The organism is Sneathiella glossodoripedis JCM 23214 (genome assembly GCF_000616095.1).
GTDB lineage: Bacteria > Pseudomonadota > Alphaproteobacteria > Sneathiellales > Sneathiellaceae > Sneathiella > Sneathiella glossodoripedis.
Map to the genome: position 1 here is coordinate 577,027 of NZ_BAMS01000001.1, position 17,609 is coordinate 594,635.

The window sequence follows — 17,609 nt, forward strand, 5'->3', positions numbered from 1 at the left end:
CCGCAAGCCTTTTTTTATGACCGTTTGACGACCGGTAACCAGCCTGAAGCCGAGTCAGAAACCGGATCACCCATATGTTCAGTCGCCATATAGAACATGTCCCCACGATAGAAATAGTGCCCGCGTGAAATAAGCTCGCCGTCAGCATTTGCGAAAAACCGGTCAACTTCCGCTATCGGTGCAGCCATATGGCAGTGTAACAGGTTTGCGGTTTCGTAATCCGCCACATTAATTCCAAGAACCTGACGGGCAGTGTGGATTGGAATAGGAGAATACTGCTGGATAAGTGCAGCAACGGTTCTGTTGGAAAGCTCTTCTTTTGGAAAAAGATCGAATATGTCTGAAAGTACATAAATATCCATCAGGCAAAATGGTTTGCTGCCATGACATCTCAGTTTTCGTATTCGGACATATTCTTTTCCTGCAGCATAATTTCCTTTCAAGGCATGTGGGAGTTTTGAGGGCGGAGCAATTTCGAGAATTTTTATAGTTTGATCCTCACCCTCGAGAATTCGCGAAGTCTTGCTATTTTCACGGTTTTGAGTGTGGGCTGATGTTACGTATGTGCCACGTCCACGGCGGCTGTCAATGAGCCCTTCTTCGGACAGTAATTGAAGTGCTTGTCGCACAGTCACACGTCCTACATTAAACTCTTCGCAGAGTGACATGATATTTGGCAAACGGTCACCTTCACGCCATAGTCCCTTTGCGATCCTGCTTCTAAGAATATTTGCGACTTTCAAATATAAGGAAACTCGAGATGTATAAGCGGTGTCCGTTTTGCGCATTATCGCCACTCTGGTTGGCGTTTTTCCAGAAAAGCACTAATTCCCTCTTTTGCATCATCGCTTTTCAGGCAATGGTCAAGCTGCTGACGCAAATAAGGGAGTGCCTGATCAAACTCAAGGTCTTCCTGGCGGTTATAGGCGGCAAGCCCAAGTTGCATGGTTCCCGGCGCGAGAGATGCAAGTTCAGTGGCGAGATCATCTACGGTTTCATCCAGCATGTCACGTGCTACAGCCTGGTTAATCAATCCCGTTTTTTCCGCCTCTTTTGCTGTCAAGGAATGGCCGCGCATGATGAAGTCAAGACCGTCTCGTTTGGACATAACCCGAAATAAGCCGGCCATAACCATAAAAGGCCAAATGCCACGTTTGATTTCAGGTGCGGAAAAATAGGCATCATCTGCCGCGAAAGCGTGGGTGGTATTGCATACTAGTAACAATGCGCCTGCGAGCACCGGACCCTGTATTTTGGCAATTACGGGCTTGCTTAAATGACGGAGCCGTAGTGAAATTTCATCTGTTTCACCACGTTTTGGTACATTGGATATATTGGCGCTTTCCTCGCCGCTCATGGTTCTGAGGTCGCCACCTGCACAAAAAATATCACCTTCGGCGGCAATGACCACTACGCGAACGTCGCGTGACTGTCGGGCATAATCAAAGGCATAGATCAACTCATTACTCATGGTCGGATTGATCGCATTTTTTCGCTCGGGTCTGTTAAGCGTTATGGTGAATATATGATTTTGAAGGTTAAGACGCAGAGTGGTAAAATTTAGTCCTTCAAGTGTTAGTTTTTCATCAGATCCGGACATCAATGGCCCCCATTTTGTTTAAGTGATTTCGGAACCAATATTTTCCGGCTTCTTAAATATTCCCCCATTGTCTTGGCTTGCCCATCAATCCGGTCATTAGCAGCAACACCTTCTCCCAGAATTCCATGGATCATGAAGTTGAGGGATTTTATGTTGGGGAGTTCAAAGCGCTCAATTCTAAACGGAGCTGTATCCGGCAACAGTTCTATTAGTTTTTCTATAGTGAGTGTGTGATACAGCCAGCTATACGAACTCATATCTTTAGCCCAAACGCCAATATTGGCAGAACCCCCTTTGTCACCTGAGCGAGTGCCAAAAAGCTCACCAAAAAAGATTTCCACCAGTTCACTATCCTGCGATGGTGGGAGTTTCATATTGTTTGTAAATGCAGGCACCTGTTTTAGCTCTTGGACGCTGCTTGGCTGTATATCGTAACAGGTCCCATTAATATGGACTTTCTCCGTTATGTGTTGGCTGTTAATTAGTGCAGGCCAGTGTATGATAAATGGGCCACCTGATGTAGGGGCAGATCGGCCGGTGAAGCCAGGGAAATTGGCGAGTGCAAGTTCAATAATTTTCGCAGAAAAAAGGCGACCCGCGAGTTTGGGGTCTCCAGATTTGACAGAAATTCGCAAAGTTGCAAAGGCTTCTTCATTGCGTTGAGCGTCATCCTTATCGCTTCTGATCAGATCAACAGATATATCGTCAAATTGTTCCCTCCCGCCCAAAAGATGAAACAGGCTGTCAGTAAAGATTTCAGCTTTTCTTTCTATTTGTAGTCCGGTGAGTAGGATTTCCATGCTATTTTTAAACCCACCCATGATATTAAGGCATACCTTATGGGTTTTGGGAGGTGGACTTCCTCTACATTCACTGATGCGCACTCGATCCTCACCCACTTGTTCGATTTTGAGGCTATCAAAATGGCTGATGACATCTGGATTAACATAGGCTGGTGAATTTATTTCATATAGTAGTTGGGCTGTAACGGTACCTACAGATACTAGCCCGCCGGTTCCTGGATGCTTGGTGATCGTAAAGCTGCCATCGGATTCTATTTCCGCGATAGGATAGCCCACGTTTCTAAAGCTGGGAACTTCTTCAAAAAAAGCGTAATTACCACCGCATACCTGCGCGCCGCATTCAATCAGATGGCCGGCAGCGACAGCTCCGGCAAGTGAGTCAAAATCGTCACGTTGCCAGTTGAATTTCCATGCGGCGGGGCCCAGCACAACGGCGGCGTCAGTGACGCGCGGGGCGATCACAATATCAGCCCCTTCATCAAGGGCTTTTTTGATCCCCCACCCCCCAAGATAAGCGTTTGCTGTGGCGGGTTTGTAATTGGTCTGGTTCAGCGCTTTGCCGGTGTCAATATTCGTAAATGTTTCACCGGCTTTCATCAATTCGTTTAGGCGCGGAACCAGATTATCTCCGTCAATATAGGCAATATTGCACTTTAACCCAAGCCGCTCTGCGATAGCTGCAATTTCATCTGCCATCCCTTGTGGGTTCAGACCCCCTGCATTGCTGACTATTTTGATGCCTTTTGCCAAACAGGTTTCAAGAACGTCTTCAACCTGTTTGAGGAATGTCCCAACATAACCTTCTTCGGGATTTTTTCGTTGCTTGGCATACAGAATTGACATGGTGAGTTCAGCAAGATAGTCGCCGGTAAGTATGTCGATGGGACCACCTTCCACCATTTCACGCGCAGCGCTGAGTTTGTCACCGTAATATCCACTGCAATTGGCAATGCGGATTACGTCCGTCTTTTGATTTGCCATCATTTCCCCTTCACTTTTTTAAAAGTACTATATATAGAACTTTTGTGAAGGGGAAGTGCTATTCTAGAGGACTGAGAGCACCATCTGAAATGTCAATCCCGCAAGAAGGGAGCCTACTAGTGCGAAACCAACATACAGGGCAAACAGCGGTGGCTTTAACAATGACCAGATTCCAACGGCTGCCGGGATGCAGGTTGCAGCCCCTGCAACCATAAATGTTAGGGCAGTCGGTGCACTCATGCCCAGATTCATCAGGCCGTCAACAAGGGGAATGGCGGCATAACCGTTCAGGTATGTAGGTATTCCGATAAAGGCGGCGAGCAATATGGAATAGTCATTGCCCGCGCCAAGTAGGCTGGCAATGTTTTCTGCTGGCACATATGAGATCATCAACTTCGAGTAAAAAGGCAAAGGCGAGCCATTTCCCAAGGAATTTAAAAGATTTCCAGGCTTCAGATCCAAACATCTGGCGCTTATCAGCATGCCGCCACACTGGCCAATTGACATTTGGTTTTGCGAGTGCCGAGCTACCGCATTGGGGTGCAGCAATTTCTTTAAGGCCGCCTTTCATGTTGATCACACGAGAAAGTACCATCGTTGCGAATCCGGCAAACAACCCCATACCAATTGCCGCGAGTGCTTTCACAGTCGCGAAATCCAGCCCTAACTCCGCAGCTGTTAATATAAACATTTCCGGATCCATTATGGGTGAAGCAATACAAAAGGCGAGAACTGGTGCAAATGGAACCCCGCTGGCCAACAGAGCCGCGACCAGAGGAATAACGCCGCAGGAGCAAAAAGGAGACAGTGCGCCGACCATGGATGCGATTACTACTGCTTTTACAGGGTTCCCAGAAAAAGCAAGTGCGATGAGTTGGTCTGCTCCACTTGCTTTCAAATAAGCTGCTGTCAAAATGGATAGCAGTAAATAAGGGGCGATTGACACAAGGCTATCAATTGTAAAACCGATGTGTTTGCCAATGTCTGTCGGTACAAAGATTGCAATAACCAGCAGGATTAAGGCACCGCCCCAAACGGGAGTTCCAAGATTTTTGATATGTGAATAGAGTTTTTTTCCAAATGAAAGCTGAGAATCAATTTTGGGTGCACAGCAGGCTTGCGGGTTTTCGGAGATGATTTCAGTCATTTGTTGGCTCCTGATTGTCTATGCAGCATTCCTGTTCAAGCACGGAAATGATGGTAGTGATTTTGTTCAAATTTGCTCTGCAGGTGACGGTTCGGCCTTGTTTGGTTTGAGTAACCAATTCGGCGCTCACCAATCCTCTCAGGTGAAAAGCTAGTGTTGAAGCTGGAACAGACAGTCGCTCCCCTATTTCGCCAATGTTTAGCCCAGTCGGTTCGGATTTGACTAGCAGGCGGAAAATTTCCAGTCGGGTTTCGTTTCCAAGTTCTGCTAGAGCTTTTGCTATCGATGATGTTTCCATAATTCACTTATAGCAGGAAAAAACTTAAAAACAACCATAAAACTAGTTATGTGGTTGTTTTAAAAGACTTGCAGCATGCGACTGGCTCAAATAGTCTTTTGCCGACCATAAAAAATACTTTGGGAAATAATAATAATGAAAACAAGATTCACTGAAGCCTTTGGTGTGGAACATCCAATTATTCAAGGTGGTATGCAATGGGTCGGACGAGCAGAACTTGTGTCCGCAGTTGCAAATGCAGGTGCGTTGGGATGCTTGACAGCACTTACACAGCCTACACCCGAAGATCTGAGCAAAGAGATTGGTCGTGTGCGGGATATGACCGACAAACCGTTTGCTGTCAATTTTACGATTCTTCCGACGCTAAAACCAATTCCATATGATGAATATATGGACGCTATTGTCCAATCTGGTGTGAAAATAGTAGAGACAGCAGGCAATAACCCAAAAGCCCATATGCCTAAATTAAAAGAGGCAGGTATTAAGGTTATTCACAAATGTACATCGGTGCGCCATGCGATCACGGCTCAAAAAATTGGCGTCGACGCCATTAGCATTGATGGTTTTGAATGTGCAGGACATCCAGGTGAGGACGATACGCCTGGTCTTATTCTTATTCCAAAAGCGGCAGACAAAATTGACATTCCGATTATAGCCTCTGGTGGTTTTGCGGATGGGCGTGGCTTGGCAGCTGCGATTGCGCTTGGTGCTGATGGTATCAATATGGGTACGCGTTTTATGGCTACGCAGGAAGCGCCAGTACACGAGACCATAAAACAGAAAATTGTATCTGCAGATGAGCTTCAAACAACTCTCATTTTTAGGACTCTGCGAAATACCACACGGATGTTTTCCAACGAAGTATCCAAAAAGATCATTGAAATGGAAGCGGAAGGTAAGGGAATTGATGAAATCGGTCCGATTGCCAGTGGTCTTAAAGGAAAACTTGTTTACGAAACAGGTGATGAGAACGCAGGCGTTTGGTCTGCGGGTATGTGCATCGGTCTGATCAATGACATTCCAACTGTGAAAGAGCTGGTTGAACGTATTGTCAACGATGCTGAAACTATCATTAATGAGCGGTTTCGGCGGATCGTTGCTTAAGGCGGCTTAATCCTGTTTTAAATCAAGGCCAAAGTACCAGCAGTTACAAGAGAGTAGCGCGCCAGTTTTCCAATTAAGACCAGTATGAGGAAAACTGGTAATCTTACATTCAGGGCGCCCGCGACAAGTGTAAGCGGGTCGCCTATGATGGGTAGCCAGGCTAAAAGAAGCGAATAGAGCCCGTATCTGTTAAACCAACGCTCAGCTTTGATCATCTGTTTCTGATTTACGGGGAACCATTTTCGGTCTTGAAACCGCATAAGATATTTGCCGATTATCCAATTGATTAGAGAGCCCAAAAGGTTTCCGGTTGTGGCAACTACGAGTAATAGACCAATAGGTTCTTGGCCCTTAGCGACAAGCGTAATTAATAGGGCTTCTGATGATCCGGGCAATAATGTTGCAGATAACAGGCCGGAGATAAAAAGTCCGCTAAGCGCAGTCATTCAAGATTCTTGCAAGGGTTTTTTTTGGGGGTACAGGAATTGTATCGGGTTGAAACAGTTGCAGTGCAATAAGGCTCCGATTAGGCGGGCCAAATAGAATGCTTACAATTTTCGGTGTGATATTTGGGGGTGCCTCCAACCGAAGTTGGAGGCGAAATTTGGTTAGCCTGTAACAGCCAGCTGTTCAGCAGATGATTTGCCATTGCGTCCAGGAACGAGTTCGTAAGAAACTTTCGCGCCTTCTGCAAGTGTTGTCAAACCTGCTTTTTCTACAGCAGAAATATGAACAAAAGCGTCTGCTGAACCATCTTCTGGCTCAATAAAACCGTAACCTTTTGTTGCATTAAACCATTTAACAGTACCGTTAGCCATTATTGTCTCCTTAATAGCGATGTGTTGCCGCAAACCACCTATTGACCTGCAGCTGGGGTAACGTTCACATCGGTAGGAAACAAAACAGAGTAGTCTTTAGTCAGAGTCATCTAGTAAGTCTTTATCGAATGTAACACGTGGGTGAATAGTTGGGTTATCTGTGTCAAAAGTCAATGAAATACCGAATTTGAATAACAAATCTATGTTTCAAGATTGTGGCAATCCATTGAAAATGAAGGTGGGAGCTTACGTTATGACTAAAATAGCGTATTGCAGTAAATTTATGCAAAAACACATTTTAGGCGTCATTGTCAAATATTAAGATAAACTAACGAATCTATTGGGTTCGGTTGAAACTCAAGGGAATGTACTTACATCCAAGAAAGTTGATAGAACCACTTAGGAATACCAATATGTTACGGTCAACAGTGATGGCTATTTTGTTTATTGCTATTTTGAGCGGTTGTGGAACCATAAAGGTTCATAACCCTAACCCGCATGCTGAAGTGTATTCTCAGCAGGATCATGGTTTAACGGCCAAGCCCTAAAAAAGGCGGTTGTGTATGCCGCCTTGAATTCAGTTTCTTGTTTATCAGGATTTTCGCTTGCGACGCCAACCCATAAATCCAAGAACCGCCAATGCAGTACCATATAGTGGCAAAGCCGCAGGTAGCGGGACCACTGAAACTGCCGCAACTGCATAGTCGTTCCGGCCAAGGTTGTCACCGGGGCTAATGCCAGGGGCGGTAAAAACGATTTGGGTGACATTGATATTTGGCAGGAGGAACATAAGATATCCGCTATCGCCTGTGGGAGTTTCCGTTGGATCTGAAAGCGCAAAGCCCGAGCCGTTACCACTTGTTCCGCCGCTCCAACTAAACTCTGCCCGTTCCTGACCATCGCCATTAGCAGCAGTGAAAAGATCCAGAAAATAGACTGCGTTTAGAGTTACTGCATTAGCAAAGGAAATGATGATACTTTCCTGAGTGCCCCCTGAGACTTCATCATCGCGTACGCCGATGCCGTCAAGCTGACATGCCAAAGGCGGGGAGGCACAGCTACTGCCATCCTGACCAGTCCAGGTTAGTGAACCACCTGTAGCGGAAACTGTGGCGGTCGTTCCAGCGAACGCAACTTCACCAGATGTAGGCGCCAAAATGGCATCCCTAACCGCTGTGCTCGTGAAATCAAGAATGGTCGAGGCAGATGCAGTTGTTGACATCAGACCGATTGAAAGAAGGCTTGCACCGAAGAGTTTAAACAGGTTGGTAAGCATGCAACAAAATCCTTTTTTTCATTTTGATCAGCCTAACAGATGTCAATTTCTGAAGTTAGCCAAATTGCAATAAAGGTTAATATTTTGTTAATTTGTTCGCCTCTTGGTTACTTGCTCAATCCAAGCCGCAACTTATGGTAACATTCTGCTAACCATAAGTTTTGGAGTTTGGTTAATTTTCCGCAGATATTCTGATCGGCCGAATCACGTAACGCTTTGGACCAGATTAGAGTGTCTTACATTGTGCCGGGAAAGGCCCCCCCATCCATGAGAATATTCTGTCCGGTGATAAAGCCAGCCTTGTCACTACAAAGATAAGCACATGTGGCACCAAACTCAGAAGGATTTCCAAATCGGCCTGTTGGGTTAGCTGCCATTTTCTGTTTTCGTTCTTCTGCCAGGCTGTGCCCGGCAGCTTTTGCCGTCAACTCTAGATTGGAAGCAAGCCGGTCAGTTTCAAAAGGTCCCGGTAACAGGTTGTTGATTGTGACCCCATGCAGCGCCACTTCACGTGAGGTGCCCGCAACAAATCCGGTCAGTCCAGTTCGCGCGCCGTTGGACAAACCCAGAATGGCAATCGGTGATTTTACGGCGGCTGACGTTATATTCACGATCCTTCCAAATTTACGCTCGATCATACCATCGACAACTGCTTTGATCAGAAGAATGGGTGTCAGCATGTTAGCATCCACTGCGGCGATCCAATCATCTCTATCCCAGTCGCGGAAATTTCCAGGGGGCGGACCGCCTGCATTATTCACGAGGATGTCCGGATTAGGGCAAGTCTCCAGTAGGGCGGCGCGTCCCTCCTCCGTTGTAACATCAGCGGCAACGGTAATGACGTCGGAGTTGGTTGTTGAACGTATTTCATCTGCGGTTTTTTCGAGGCTGTCTTTTGAGCGTCCGTTGATGATAACTTTGGCTCCCTCTGCTGCTAACGATAGCGCGCAAGCTTTACCCAATCCTTTGGACGAAGCACAAATAATTGCGGTTTTACCAGTAATGCCAAGATCCATTTTTCGCAAGTTTCCTTATGTTAGGCGGGACTATCCCGTTAGTTGGGTTCGCATCCAATCAGACATTTCATGTGCCTGCACAGTAGCATTGCGAACAAGTTCGTCAAAATGCCGCGCGAGAGAACGAACATGATCCGTTGTATTGAGGACGAAATATCCTTGACCAATATAAATTGCAGCTCTCAGCGGGCCAAAAATAGTGATGGGAACAGAGTAATGAGTTTTTAAATCAAAACCATACATGCGGACTCTGGGATACAGCTCTTCGGTGAGACGCGCCATATAATCGATTTGGGTTAATCTTTTCCGGCGGCTTAAACCGTCCCAAATTCCAGTTCCTTCAGCCAGTTGGGTAAAGCGCTGGATAGGAACGCAAATTTCCATTTCCGTATCCGGAAGACGCGCATAATTTTGCCTGGTATTGCGATCTGCGATGGCTTGATCACCTGTTTTCAATACATAATCACGATATTCATATCGCAATACATCTTGTGTTTTCAGCATATCAGGCAGCGTATTGGGTACATGCCGTATTTTGTATCCAGCTGCTTCCATATGCCATTTTTCAAGATTTGCATCAGTTGGTGTACGCTCTGTCGTGACCTTGAAGTTTAAGGCACTGTCGAGAAATGTGGTGATGGGTTGTGCCTCTTGACTAAGGCCAATCAGCCAGTCGGAGCTGACACCCAGCACTTCAGCAATTTCTGCCAGTGTGTGACTGTTGGGTAATCGGGGTTCGGACTCGTTGAGAAGTTGACCAAGGGTTGATCGGTCTATCTGTGCGCGATCAGCTAGTTGAGATTGTTTAAGCTCAGCGGCTTCCAGCGCGCGCAAAAGATTTTTTCGAAATATTTCAGAGCGTTCCCTTTTATCCATTCCAAAATTATAAGGATGAATCTTATTTTAATCAATTTGATTGACTATAGTCCATTTATGTTCTCAAAATTAACTCTAATAGATAAATATGATATGTCTCGCCTTGAAAGAGGCGAGGGAATCTAAATACTGGGGGTATGAAGGATTCACGGAAAAAATCAATGTTGAAGGCGATAAGCTGGCAGATATTGGGCCTAGTTACGAGCTTCAGTATTTCCTGGTTGTTTTTGGGGTCGATAGGTGAAGCTGGCGAGATGACATTTTTTTTAACTCTCACCGCTTTTTGTTTGTATTTTTTACATGAGCGTTTTTGGAATCGTATTAATTTCTAGCCAAATAGGGTTGAATACATTCTTTCACCAAGGTTCGGGCATAATTGGCGTCTGCTTTTTCTATTCTTAATGCCTGACGAATGAAAATTCCATCAATCAGACTGCCAACCACTTCAGCTGCTTCTTCGGTTTTGTGTCCGCAAAGAGGACGTAAATAATATCTCAAATTAGACTGCAAACGCCGAACGTAAACCTGTAGCAGTTTTCGGGCTTCCATTGAGTTTTGAGAATAGGCATAGAATATGAGCCATGCCGATACTATTTCATCAGAAAACTGATCATCAGCGAGGCAGGCATCAATTAGGGAAATTACCTTTTCTTGCGGTGTGGTCGCATTCTTTAACTCTTTTAGTACAGCTAAGCGAAAGTCGCTTAATAAGTGGCGTAATGCAGCTGTATGAGCTGGGATTTGCTACCAAAATAGTGATGTGCCAAAGCCGAAGATACATTCGCATGGCCGGCAATATCACTTACACGGATATCGATTGTGCCTTTTTCCTGTATTGTTTTAAGCGTTGCCGCAATCAAAGTTTTGCGGCGAAAATCTTCCATTCCAATCTTGGGCATATATGTTCCTGATTAGCCGCCAAAAGTTTATTGTTATTTTGATTAACTGGTCAGTCAATAAAAAGTTGCAATCAATATCTGGCTATGTTCGAATGTTAGTTAAATTAATTGTAATATTCGGTGGCGGTGTTTCTACTTATGTAGGCAATTACTTGGGTGCGTACGCGAACGGCTTACCAATAAACTAGGAATTTAAAATGGGAGTGAGGTACATGAAAAACTATATCGCAGGAACAGTGATTGCGGCGTCAGTTGCCGTATTTTCAACGGCGGCACATTCCAAATGCGAAACAGTGCGCTTTTCGGATGTAGGGTGGACGGACATAACTGCAACCACCGCTGCAACTACTGTCGTTCTGGAAGGGCTTGGATATGAAACAGATGTAAAAGTTCTGTCGGTTCCTGTGACCTATACTTCGCTTGCAAACGGGGATATTGACGTTTTTTTGGGAAACTGGATGCCAACCATGGAGGCGGATATTGCACCTTATCGTGAAGCCGGCACCGTTGAAACGGTCGCCAGAAACCTTGTCGGCGCCAAATATACTCTAGCGGTTCCAAAGTACACCTATGATGCGGGTTTGAAGTCATTTGCCGATATTGGAAAATTCAAAGATCAACTTGATGGCAAGATTTTCGGTATTGAACCGGGAAATGACGGAAATCGGTTAATTCAGGATATGATCAGCAACAAGGCCATGGGATTGGATGGCTTCAAAGTCGTGGAATCATCTGAACAGGGGATGCTGGCACAAGTAACTCGTGCGCAAAAGAAACAAGAGCATGTCGTGTTCCTGGGGTGGGAGCCTCATCCGATGAACGCCAATATAGAGATGAAGTATCTATCTGGCGGCGATGATTATTTTGGTCCAAATTTTGGGGGAGCGGAAGTCTATACGAACACTCGAAAAGGTTATGTGCAGGAGTGCAAAAACGTGGGCGCTCTGCTTAAAAACCTTGAGTTCAGCCTGAAGATGGAAAATGAAATCATGGGTGCAATCCTTAATGACGGGGAAGATCCGGAAGAGGCTGCGAAAGACTGGTTGAAAGCCAACTCTACCGTGCTGGACAAATGGCTTGTGAATGTGAAAACTATTGACGGAAAAGAGAGTTTGCCCGCTGTTAAATCAAGTCTTGGATTATAAGGTATATTGAGCGGGTATAAACCCGCTCAGCAATTAAAGGTGATCCAGTGGACTGGCTAACGGATACAAAAATTCCCATTGGAAAATGGGCGAAGGGGTTTGTTGATTTTCTGACCGATAATGGTGCCTGGTTTTTTGACGGGCTTGCGTTTGCACTTGAAAATTTCATTGAAGCCCTCTTGTTTCTCCTGCAGCTCCCTCATCCTTTTTTGATGGCTATTGTGGTTGCAGCACTGGCATGGGTGTTGCGAAGGTCAATCGGCTTTGCGTTATTTGTGTTTTTGGGCATTCTTCTGATTGTAAATCAGGGGTATTGGGAAGAAACGACAGAAACGTTGGCGTTGGTGTTAGCCGCTACAATGGTGTGTATGGCGATTGGTATTCCCGTTGGAATACTGGCCGCAAGGAGACCGGTATTTTATGCTGCTATTCGGCCAGTTCTGGACTTGATGCAAACCATCCCAACATTTGTATATTTGATACCTGCGCTTATTCTATTCGGATTGGGTATGGTTCCAGGGCTTATCGCGACTGTTGTTTTTGCTCTTCCAGCCTCAATTCGTTTAACCCAACTCGGAATTTCTGAAACCCCTGACGAATTAAAAGAAGCTGGTTCGGCATTTGGAGGTAACAGTTGGCAAATTTTGTGGAAAATCGAAATTCCCTCTGCACTCCCGCAAATAAGGCTGGGCTGACCCAAACGATAATGCTGTCATTATCAATGGTTGTGATAGCTGCTCTGGTAGGGGCGGATGGGTTAGGTGTTCCCACGTTAAGAGCGCTTAATCAGGTCAATATTGCCAAAGGGTTTGAGGTCGGCGTTGCGATTGTGATCGTTGCGATTGTTCTGGACCGGCTTATCAGATCATCCAGGGATTAGAGAATGAATTCTGCGATTAGCTTTAAATCCGTATCGGTGATCTTTGGTGAACAGCCCGAAGCGGCATTGCAGCTTGCAAAAGAAGGCAAAAGCCGTGAGGAAATTCAGGAGCAGACTAGCAATGTGCTGGGTGTGACTGAGTGTACGCTTGATGTGGAAATTGGCGAAATAGTTGTTTTGATGGGATTGTCCGGATCGGGCAAATCTACACTTTTGCGAACTGTAAACGGCTTGAATCCCATTACTGCAGGCGATGTGACTGTTTGTGCCGGATCCGAAACAGTATCGTTAGGATCGGCGAGTAAAAAACAGTTGCATCACTTGAGAAGTCATCTGGTCGCTATGGTGTTTCAAAGCTTTGCGCTCCTTCCCTGGCGCACAGTTGCTGAGAATGTAGGTTTGGGGCTTGAGCTTTCAAAGGTTGGGAAGCTGGAGAGAGAGGAGCGCATTGGACACCATCTGGATTTGGTGGGCCTTACAGAATGGGCTGACCGAAAAATTACTGAATTATCCGGCGGAATGCGTCAGAGGGTTGGGCTTGCAAGAGCATTTGTTACCGAAGCACCTATCTTATTGATGGATGAACCTTTTAGCGCACTAGACCCGTTAATCAGGGCCCGTTTACAGGATGAGTTGCTTGAGCTTCAGCAGAAATCAAAAAGAACCATACTTTTCGTCAGTCATGATCTTGATGAAGCTATGAAGATTGGCAACCGGATAGCCATTATGAAAGGGGGGCGCATCAATCAGTTTGGCTCCCCGCAGGATATTGTTCTTAACCCTGCAGATCAGTATGTGAAAGACTTTGTGGCGCATATGAACCCCCTAAATATTCTGTGTGCAGAAGATGTAATGCGGAGTGAATTACAAACAGACTCTGCACTTATGCGGCAGGTGCCACCTCATATGGCAGTTCGGGATGTGATTGCACTTATGAATGAGGATCAAAGTCCGTTGCGTGTTATTGCAGATGGCGCTCAGATAGGCGTAATCTCGCAGGATGATATACTGCAGGCTCTTGGCCGATAAAAAACAGGGATAATGTTTTTTACTGTCTTTCATTGAATTTTAGGTTTTTCGTAGGTATATGCGGTGTCATTGAATGGTCAGTCAGACTGTTACGATAACTGATCAAAGTTTGGAAGTTCATGCATCTTACGATTTACCGGACCCCGGTTTTTAAGCAAATTTTATATGCGGTTTCTGTCGTGGGTTTAAAGCTTACGGGTTGGCGCATTGTAGGTACTCCCCCGAAAGAAAAAAAATATGTTCTGGTTGCCGCACCACATACAAGCAACTGGGATTTTCCTGTCTTGCTGGCGATGGCGTGTGTGCTCGGTTTTGAAATTTACTGGATGGGAAAGAAGAGTCTTTTTCCAAAACCGTTAGCCCCTTTGATGCATTGGCTTGGTGGTATCTCGATTGATCGCGATAAAGCCCATAATCGCGTTGAGCTGACCATTGATGCTTATAATAGCCGGGAAAATCTGAAAATTGTGATCCCGCCTGCTGGAACAAGGACGGCTTCAAAGAACTGGAAAACGGGTTTTTATCACATTGCAGTGGGTGCAAATGTACCGCTGGGTCTAGGGTTTCTTGATTTCGCCAAAAAGGAAGGTGGATTTTTGGGAACTTTCTATCCAACCGGCGATATAGAGAAAGACTTGCCCCTTATTCAAAAATATTATGAAGGCATTAAAGGCAAGAACGATAACTAAACCGATTTGAAAACTGATTTTTGTGCATATCGGACGATTAGGCCTGCAATTAGCCCCCAAAATGGGGCTCCAATTTCAAATAATGTCAGTCCGGAAGCGGTTACAGCGAACGTGAAAAAGGCGGCATCTCTTTGATTTTCGTTTCCAAGTGCCGTCGCAAGAGAGTTTGAAATAGTTCCCAGTAATGCGAGCCCTGCAATCGCAAAGATGAGTTCACTTGGGAACAGCTCGAAAATTCCTGAAACGGTACCACCAAATATTCCAACGCAGATGTAAAAAACACCTGCCCAAATTGCGGCAAAATAGCGCTTGGCGGGATCCGGATCTATTTCTTTTCCCATGCAAATTGCGGCCGTTATTGCCGCCAGGTTAAAGGCGAACCCTCCAAAAGGGGCGAGGATTAGACCAGTAACTCCACTCCAGGAAATTAAAGGTGAAGCAGGCGTTTGATATCCGTGGGCTCTGAGCGTTGCTAAACCAGGAACATTTTGCGAAGCCATTGTTACTAAAAAGAGTGGTAATCCGACACCAATAATCACTGGTAAAGAAAATACGGGTGTTGTCCATATTGGCGCTGTGATTTCAAAAGCAGGCATTTGAGTTTGCATTAAACCTTGGACTGCGGCGTACAAAACCCCGGCAAATAAAGTGAGGGGTATATTATAGCGGGCCCAGAAGCATTTGCCCGCTATATAAGTCAGGGTCATTATTCCCACCAGAATTAGTTCTGTTTCTGCTGCCAGAAAGGCTTTGAAAGCGAATTGCAGCAGGATGCCCGCTAACATGGCATTCGCGATTTCAATCGGAACAAGCTTCATAATCCTATCAAACCATCCTGTTAGGCCGCAGATCGTGATCAGACCTGAACAGGCGATAAAAGCACCAACAGACTCAGCCATAGAAACGCCGTCCAAACTGGTGACCAGTAACGCCGCTCCGGGCGTTGACCATGCGATAATGATGGGTGCTTTAAATCGTATGGATAACGCGATACCACATACGCCCATTCCAATTCCGACGGCCCACATCCAGCTTGCTGTTTTTGCTAAATCCGCACCACTTGCGATGGCAGCTTGATATACGATTGCAGCAGCGCTGCTATATCCCACGAGCACAGCCACAAAACCGGATGTAATGAAAGGCAAAGCAAAGAACCGAAACATGGGAATAATCCTTGTTCCTGAAGGAGAAAATTGTGTACGCTATAACGCACGAATTTGGAAACACTACCACTTGTGCGTTATAACGTACAGTAAAAATTGAGGAAGACTTTTGCAAAATCCGTCAGATTTCTTACCCGGAAACCTTAAAAAGCTCCGTTCGGTGCGGCAGTGGAGCCTTACACAAGCAGCAGAGCAAACGGGAGTGAGTAAAGCTATGTTAGGGCAGATTGAGCGCGGTGAATCCAGTCCTACGCTTGCAACCTTGTGGAAAATTGCTACCGGATTTGGAGTCTCGTTTTCTGAGTTGGTAAATGTCGCAACGCCTGTGAAGGACAAGACTAGAGTTGTTGACAGCAATCTTGCAAAAAAAGCAATTTCCGATGATGGGATGCTTGTGAGCATTATTCAGGATTTTGACCTTGCACTTGGTTTCGAATGGTTTGAAATTACTTTTCCTGCGGGATATGAGCGACAATCGGCTCCGCATAAAAAGGGCGTGATCGAGTTTATTTCAGTTCTCAAAGGATCATTGATTATGGAATTTGAGACTGAAATTAAAGAGCTTTCAGAAGGCCAGAGTATTCGTTTTCAGGGTGACAGGGAGCACGGCTATCGAAATCATACTAAACAGGATACAGTGGTTCATTGTCTCATGCATTATGCCGGAAAATAAGCTACCGTATAACTGACATCTGTTTGAGACAGAATAAAAAAGAAAAGCTTCACGCTAATAAGGCGATAAGGAGATGAATAATGCGTGCAATTGTAGTCCGGGAATTTGGTGAGCCAGCAAAAGTCGCAAAGCTCGAAGAGTTAGATATCACCAACCCAGGCCCCGGTGAAGTTGTTATAAAAAATTATGCAGCGGGCATCAGTTTTGCCATGTCCTTGAACATACAAGGGAAATATCAACGAAAGGCACCACTTCCTTATATTCCCGGTAGCGAGTCTGCAGGAGTTGTTCATGCTGTGGGAGAAGGAGTTAGCCGCGTAAAAGTTGGTGATCGAGTTATGTGCAATGTAGATAGCGGTGCATTGGCAGAATATAACTGTGTTCGTGATATTTGCTGTCACAAAATCCCCGGCGAAATGTCATTTGAGCAGGCGGCCACCTTAATCACATCCTATACCACCTCTTATGGGGCACTGACATTAAGGGCAAATATTAAGCCGGGTGAGTGGGTTATGGTATTGGGTGCAGCAGGTGGCGTTGGTCTTGCCGCTGTAGAGATTGCAAAGGCGCTGGGATGTATGGTTATTGCTGTCGCAGGTGGCAAGTCCCACTGTGATACGGCTAAAGCTCATGGCGCAGATCATGTGATTGATCATCGCCAGTTGGATTTTAGGGAGGAAGTCCTTCGTATCACCGGTGGCCGCGGCGTTGATGTGGTATATGACAGCATCGGCGGCGACGCGACCATACAATCCATTCGGTCGTTGGCTTGGGAAGGCAAGCTGCTTACCATTGGATATGCATCCGGGACTATTCCAGATATTCCTGCAAATCGGTTGCTGTTAAAAAACGCTTCAGTCATGGGTTTCAACATGGGGCATTATTATGGTTGGGCACCCGGCGTTGACAGAGCAGAACATAGCCATACAGTGGATGCGATGATTTCTGGTGTTCTTGAGTTGTTTTCCGATGGGCATCTCAGACCAGAAATTGGTGCTGTTTACACTATTGATCAGTTTCAGGAGGCGCTTGCGGCCGTCATTAATCGCAAGGTAGATGGCAAGTGTATTTTGCGACACGAGCACCCTGAAGACTAAGGATTCGTTTCTACCGATACCATGTACAGAATCGCTTTGGCCTTGTCTGCGGGGTCATCGGATTCTGTCGCTGATAAATTGCTGCCACATTAGCATTTTCCATCAGATTAATTGA

Annotated in this window: 21 protein-coding genes and 1 pseudogene; 8 read left to right on the plus strand and 14 right to left on the minus strand. The window is 45.7% G+C overall.

The window, feature by feature from the left end; all coding sequences use genetic code 11:
- Positions 1-14 precede the first annotated feature (14 nt).
- The 6 genes from JCM23214_RS02900 to JCM23214_RS02920 all read right to left on the minus strand — a co-directional run bounded on the left by JCM23214_RS02900 (position 15) and on the right by JCM23214_RS02920 (position 4,829).
- Entirely contained in the window at positions 15-788 is a 774-nt protein-coding gene (locus JCM23214_RS02900) for a GntR family transcriptional regulator (protein ID WP_025897448.1), read from the minus strand.
- Positions 788-1,600, minus strand: coding sequence for an enoyl-CoA hydratase/isomerase family protein (locus JCM23214_RS02905; RefSeq protein WP_025897449.1), 813 nt, complete (start codon positions 1,598-1,600; stop codon positions 788-790). Before JCM23214_RS02905 ends, JCM23214_RS02900 begins: the two co-directional genes overlap by 1 nt.
- Entirely contained in the window at positions 1,600-3,384 is a 1,785-nt protein-coding gene (locus JCM23214_RS02910) for an acyclic terpene utilization AtuA family protein (protein ID WP_025897450.1), read from the minus strand. The genes JCM23214_RS02905 and JCM23214_RS02910 overlap by 1 nt, the downstream gene beginning before the upstream one ends.
- A 63-nt stretch (positions 3,385-3,447) precedes the next feature.
- Entirely contained in the window at positions 3,448-3,762 is a 315-nt protein-coding gene (locus JCM23214_RS23265; RefSeq protein WP_159104289.1) for a permease, read from the minus strand.
- Positions 3,719-4,531 (minus strand): permease, encoded by an 813-nt coding sequence (locus tag JCM23214_RS18820; RefSeq protein ID WP_148301754.1) that lies wholly within the window; start codon positions 4,529-4,531, stop codon positions 3,719-3,721. Before JCM23214_RS18820 ends, JCM23214_RS23265 begins: the two co-directional genes overlap by 44 nt.
- A complete protein-coding gene (locus JCM23214_RS02920) occupies positions 4,524-4,829 on the minus strand; it encodes an ArsR/SmtB family transcription factor (RefSeq protein WP_025897451.1) in 306 nt (101 codons plus the stop codon). The genes JCM23214_RS18820 and JCM23214_RS02920 overlap by 8 nt, the downstream gene beginning before the upstream one ends.
- A 132-nt stretch (positions 4,830-4,961) precedes the next feature.
- Between JCM23214_RS02920 and JCM23214_RS02925 the strand changes: the two genes are divergently transcribed.
- The gene (locus JCM23214_RS02925) at positions 4,962-5,933 is read left to right on the plus strand and encodes an NAD(P)H-dependent flavin oxidoreductase (protein ID WP_025897452.1); all 972 of its coding nucleotides are present in this window, start codon (positions 4,962-4,964) and stop codon (positions 5,931-5,933) included.
- Positions 5,934-5,950: 17 nt separating this feature from the next.
- Here JCM23214_RS02925 and JCM23214_RS02930 read toward each other — a convergent pair whose 3' ends face one another.
- The 5 genes from JCM23214_RS02930 to JCM23214_RS02950 all read right to left on the minus strand — a co-directional run bounded on the left by JCM23214_RS02930 (position 5,951) and on the right by JCM23214_RS02950 (position 9,919).
- Entirely contained in the window at positions 5,951-6,379 is a 429-nt protein-coding gene (locus tag JCM23214_RS02930) for a YqaA family protein (protein ID WP_025897453.1), read from the minus strand.
- 162 nt (positions 6,380-6,541) lie between these two features.
- Entirely contained in the window at positions 6,542-6,751 is a 210-nt protein-coding gene (locus JCM23214_RS02935) for a cold-shock protein (protein ID WP_025897455.1), read from the minus strand.
- A gap of 592 nt (positions 6,752-7,343) precedes the next feature.
- Positions 7,344-8,027, minus strand: coding sequence for a hypothetical protein (locus JCM23214_RS02940; RefSeq protein ID WP_025897456.1), 684 nt, complete (start codon positions 8,025-8,027; stop codon positions 7,344-7,346).
- A gap of 236 nt (positions 8,028-8,263) precedes the next feature.
- Entirely contained in the window at positions 8,264-9,043 is a 780-nt protein-coding gene (locus tag JCM23214_RS02945; protein WP_025897457.1) for an SDR family oxidoreductase, read from the minus strand.
- Between the two features lie 30 nt (positions 9,044-9,073).
- Complete coding sequence (locus JCM23214_RS02950; protein WP_025897459.1) at positions 9,074-9,919, minus strand: helix-turn-helix domain-containing protein; 846 nt, start codon at positions 9,917-9,919, stop codon at positions 9,074-9,076.
- Positions 9,920-10,080: 161 nt separating this feature from the next.
- On the opposite strand from JCM23214_RS02950, the gene JCM23214_RS26445 reads away from it, so the two are divergent.
- Entirely contained in the window at positions 10,081-10,251 is a 171-nt protein-coding gene (locus JCM23214_RS26445; RefSeq protein ID WP_159104290.1) for a DUF2061 domain-containing protein, read from the plus strand.
- Here JCM23214_RS26445 and JCM23214_RS23000 read toward each other — a convergent pair.
- Together JCM23214_RS23000 and JCM23214_RS21995 are read right to left on the minus strand one after the other, a co-directional pair.
- The gene (locus JCM23214_RS23000) at positions 10,241-10,660 is read right to left on the minus strand and encodes a TetR family transcriptional regulator C-terminal domain-containing protein (RefSeq protein WP_084264529.1); all 420 of its coding nucleotides are present in this window, start codon (positions 10,658-10,660) and stop codon (positions 10,241-10,243) included. The two genes, JCM23214_RS26445 and JCM23214_RS23000, sit on opposite strands and share 11 nt — an antisense overlap.
- Positions 10,624-10,818 carry a TetR family transcriptional regulator gene (locus tag JCM23214_RS21995; protein ID WP_051548001.1) on the minus strand — a complete coding sequence of 65 codons (195 nt, stop codon included), beginning with the start codon at positions 10,816-10,818 and terminating at the stop codon, positions 10,624-10,626. The genes JCM23214_RS23000 and JCM23214_RS21995 overlap by 37 nt, the downstream gene beginning before the upstream one ends.
- A gap of 212 nt (positions 10,819-11,030) precedes the next feature.
- On the opposite strand from JCM23214_RS21995, the gene JCM23214_RS02965 reads away from it, so the two are divergent.
- From JCM23214_RS02965 to JCM23214_RS02980, 4 genes and pseudogenes are all read left to right on the plus strand, one after another.
- The gene (locus JCM23214_RS02965; RefSeq protein ID WP_025897460.1) at positions 11,031-11,963 is read left to right on the plus strand and encodes a choline ABC transporter substrate-binding protein; all 933 of its coding nucleotides are present in this window, start codon (positions 11,031-11,033) and stop codon (positions 11,961-11,963) included.
- A 47-nt stretch (positions 11,964-12,010) separates the two neighbouring features.
- Positions 12,011-12,843: pseudogene (choW, locus tag JCM23214_RS18830) on the plus strand (choline ABC transporter permease subunit).
- A gap of 3 nt (positions 12,844-12,846) precedes the next feature.
- The gene (gene choV, locus JCM23214_RS18835) at positions 12,847-13,872 is read left to right on the plus strand and encodes a choline ABC transporter ATP-binding protein (protein ID WP_037492565.1); all 1,026 of its coding nucleotides are present in this window, start codon (positions 12,847-12,849) and stop codon (positions 13,870-13,872) included.
- 119 nt (positions 13,873-13,991) lie between these two features.
- Positions 13,992-14,561 (plus strand): lysophospholipid acyltransferase family protein, encoded by a 570-nt coding sequence (locus JCM23214_RS02980; protein WP_025897461.1) that lies wholly within the window; start codon positions 13,992-13,994, stop codon positions 14,559-14,561.
- Here JCM23214_RS02980 and JCM23214_RS02985 read toward each other — a convergent pair.
- Entirely contained in the window at positions 14,558-15,724 is a 1,167-nt protein-coding gene (locus JCM23214_RS02985) for a benzoate/H(+) symporter BenE family transporter (protein ID WP_025897462.1), read from the minus strand. The two genes, JCM23214_RS02980 and JCM23214_RS02985, sit on opposite strands and share 4 nt — an antisense overlap.
- Before the next feature lie 109 nt (positions 15,725-15,833).
- Here JCM23214_RS02985 and JCM23214_RS02990 point away from each other — a divergent pair, with 109 nt between their 5' ends.
- Both JCM23214_RS02990 and JCM23214_RS02995 read left to right on the plus strand, forming a co-directional pair.
- Positions 15,834-16,397 carry a helix-turn-helix domain-containing protein gene (locus JCM23214_RS02990; RefSeq protein ID WP_025897463.1) on the plus strand — a complete coding sequence of 188 codons (564 nt, stop codon included), beginning with the start codon at positions 15,834-15,836 and terminating at the stop codon, positions 16,395-16,397.
- 80 nt (positions 16,398-16,477) lie between these two features.
- Positions 16,478-17,494, plus strand: a complete 1,017-nt coding sequence (locus JCM23214_RS02995; protein ID WP_025897465.1) for an NADPH:quinone oxidoreductase family protein — start codon at positions 16,478-16,480, stop codon at positions 17,492-17,494.
- The last annotated feature ends 115 nt before the right edge of the window (positions 17,495-17,609 follow it).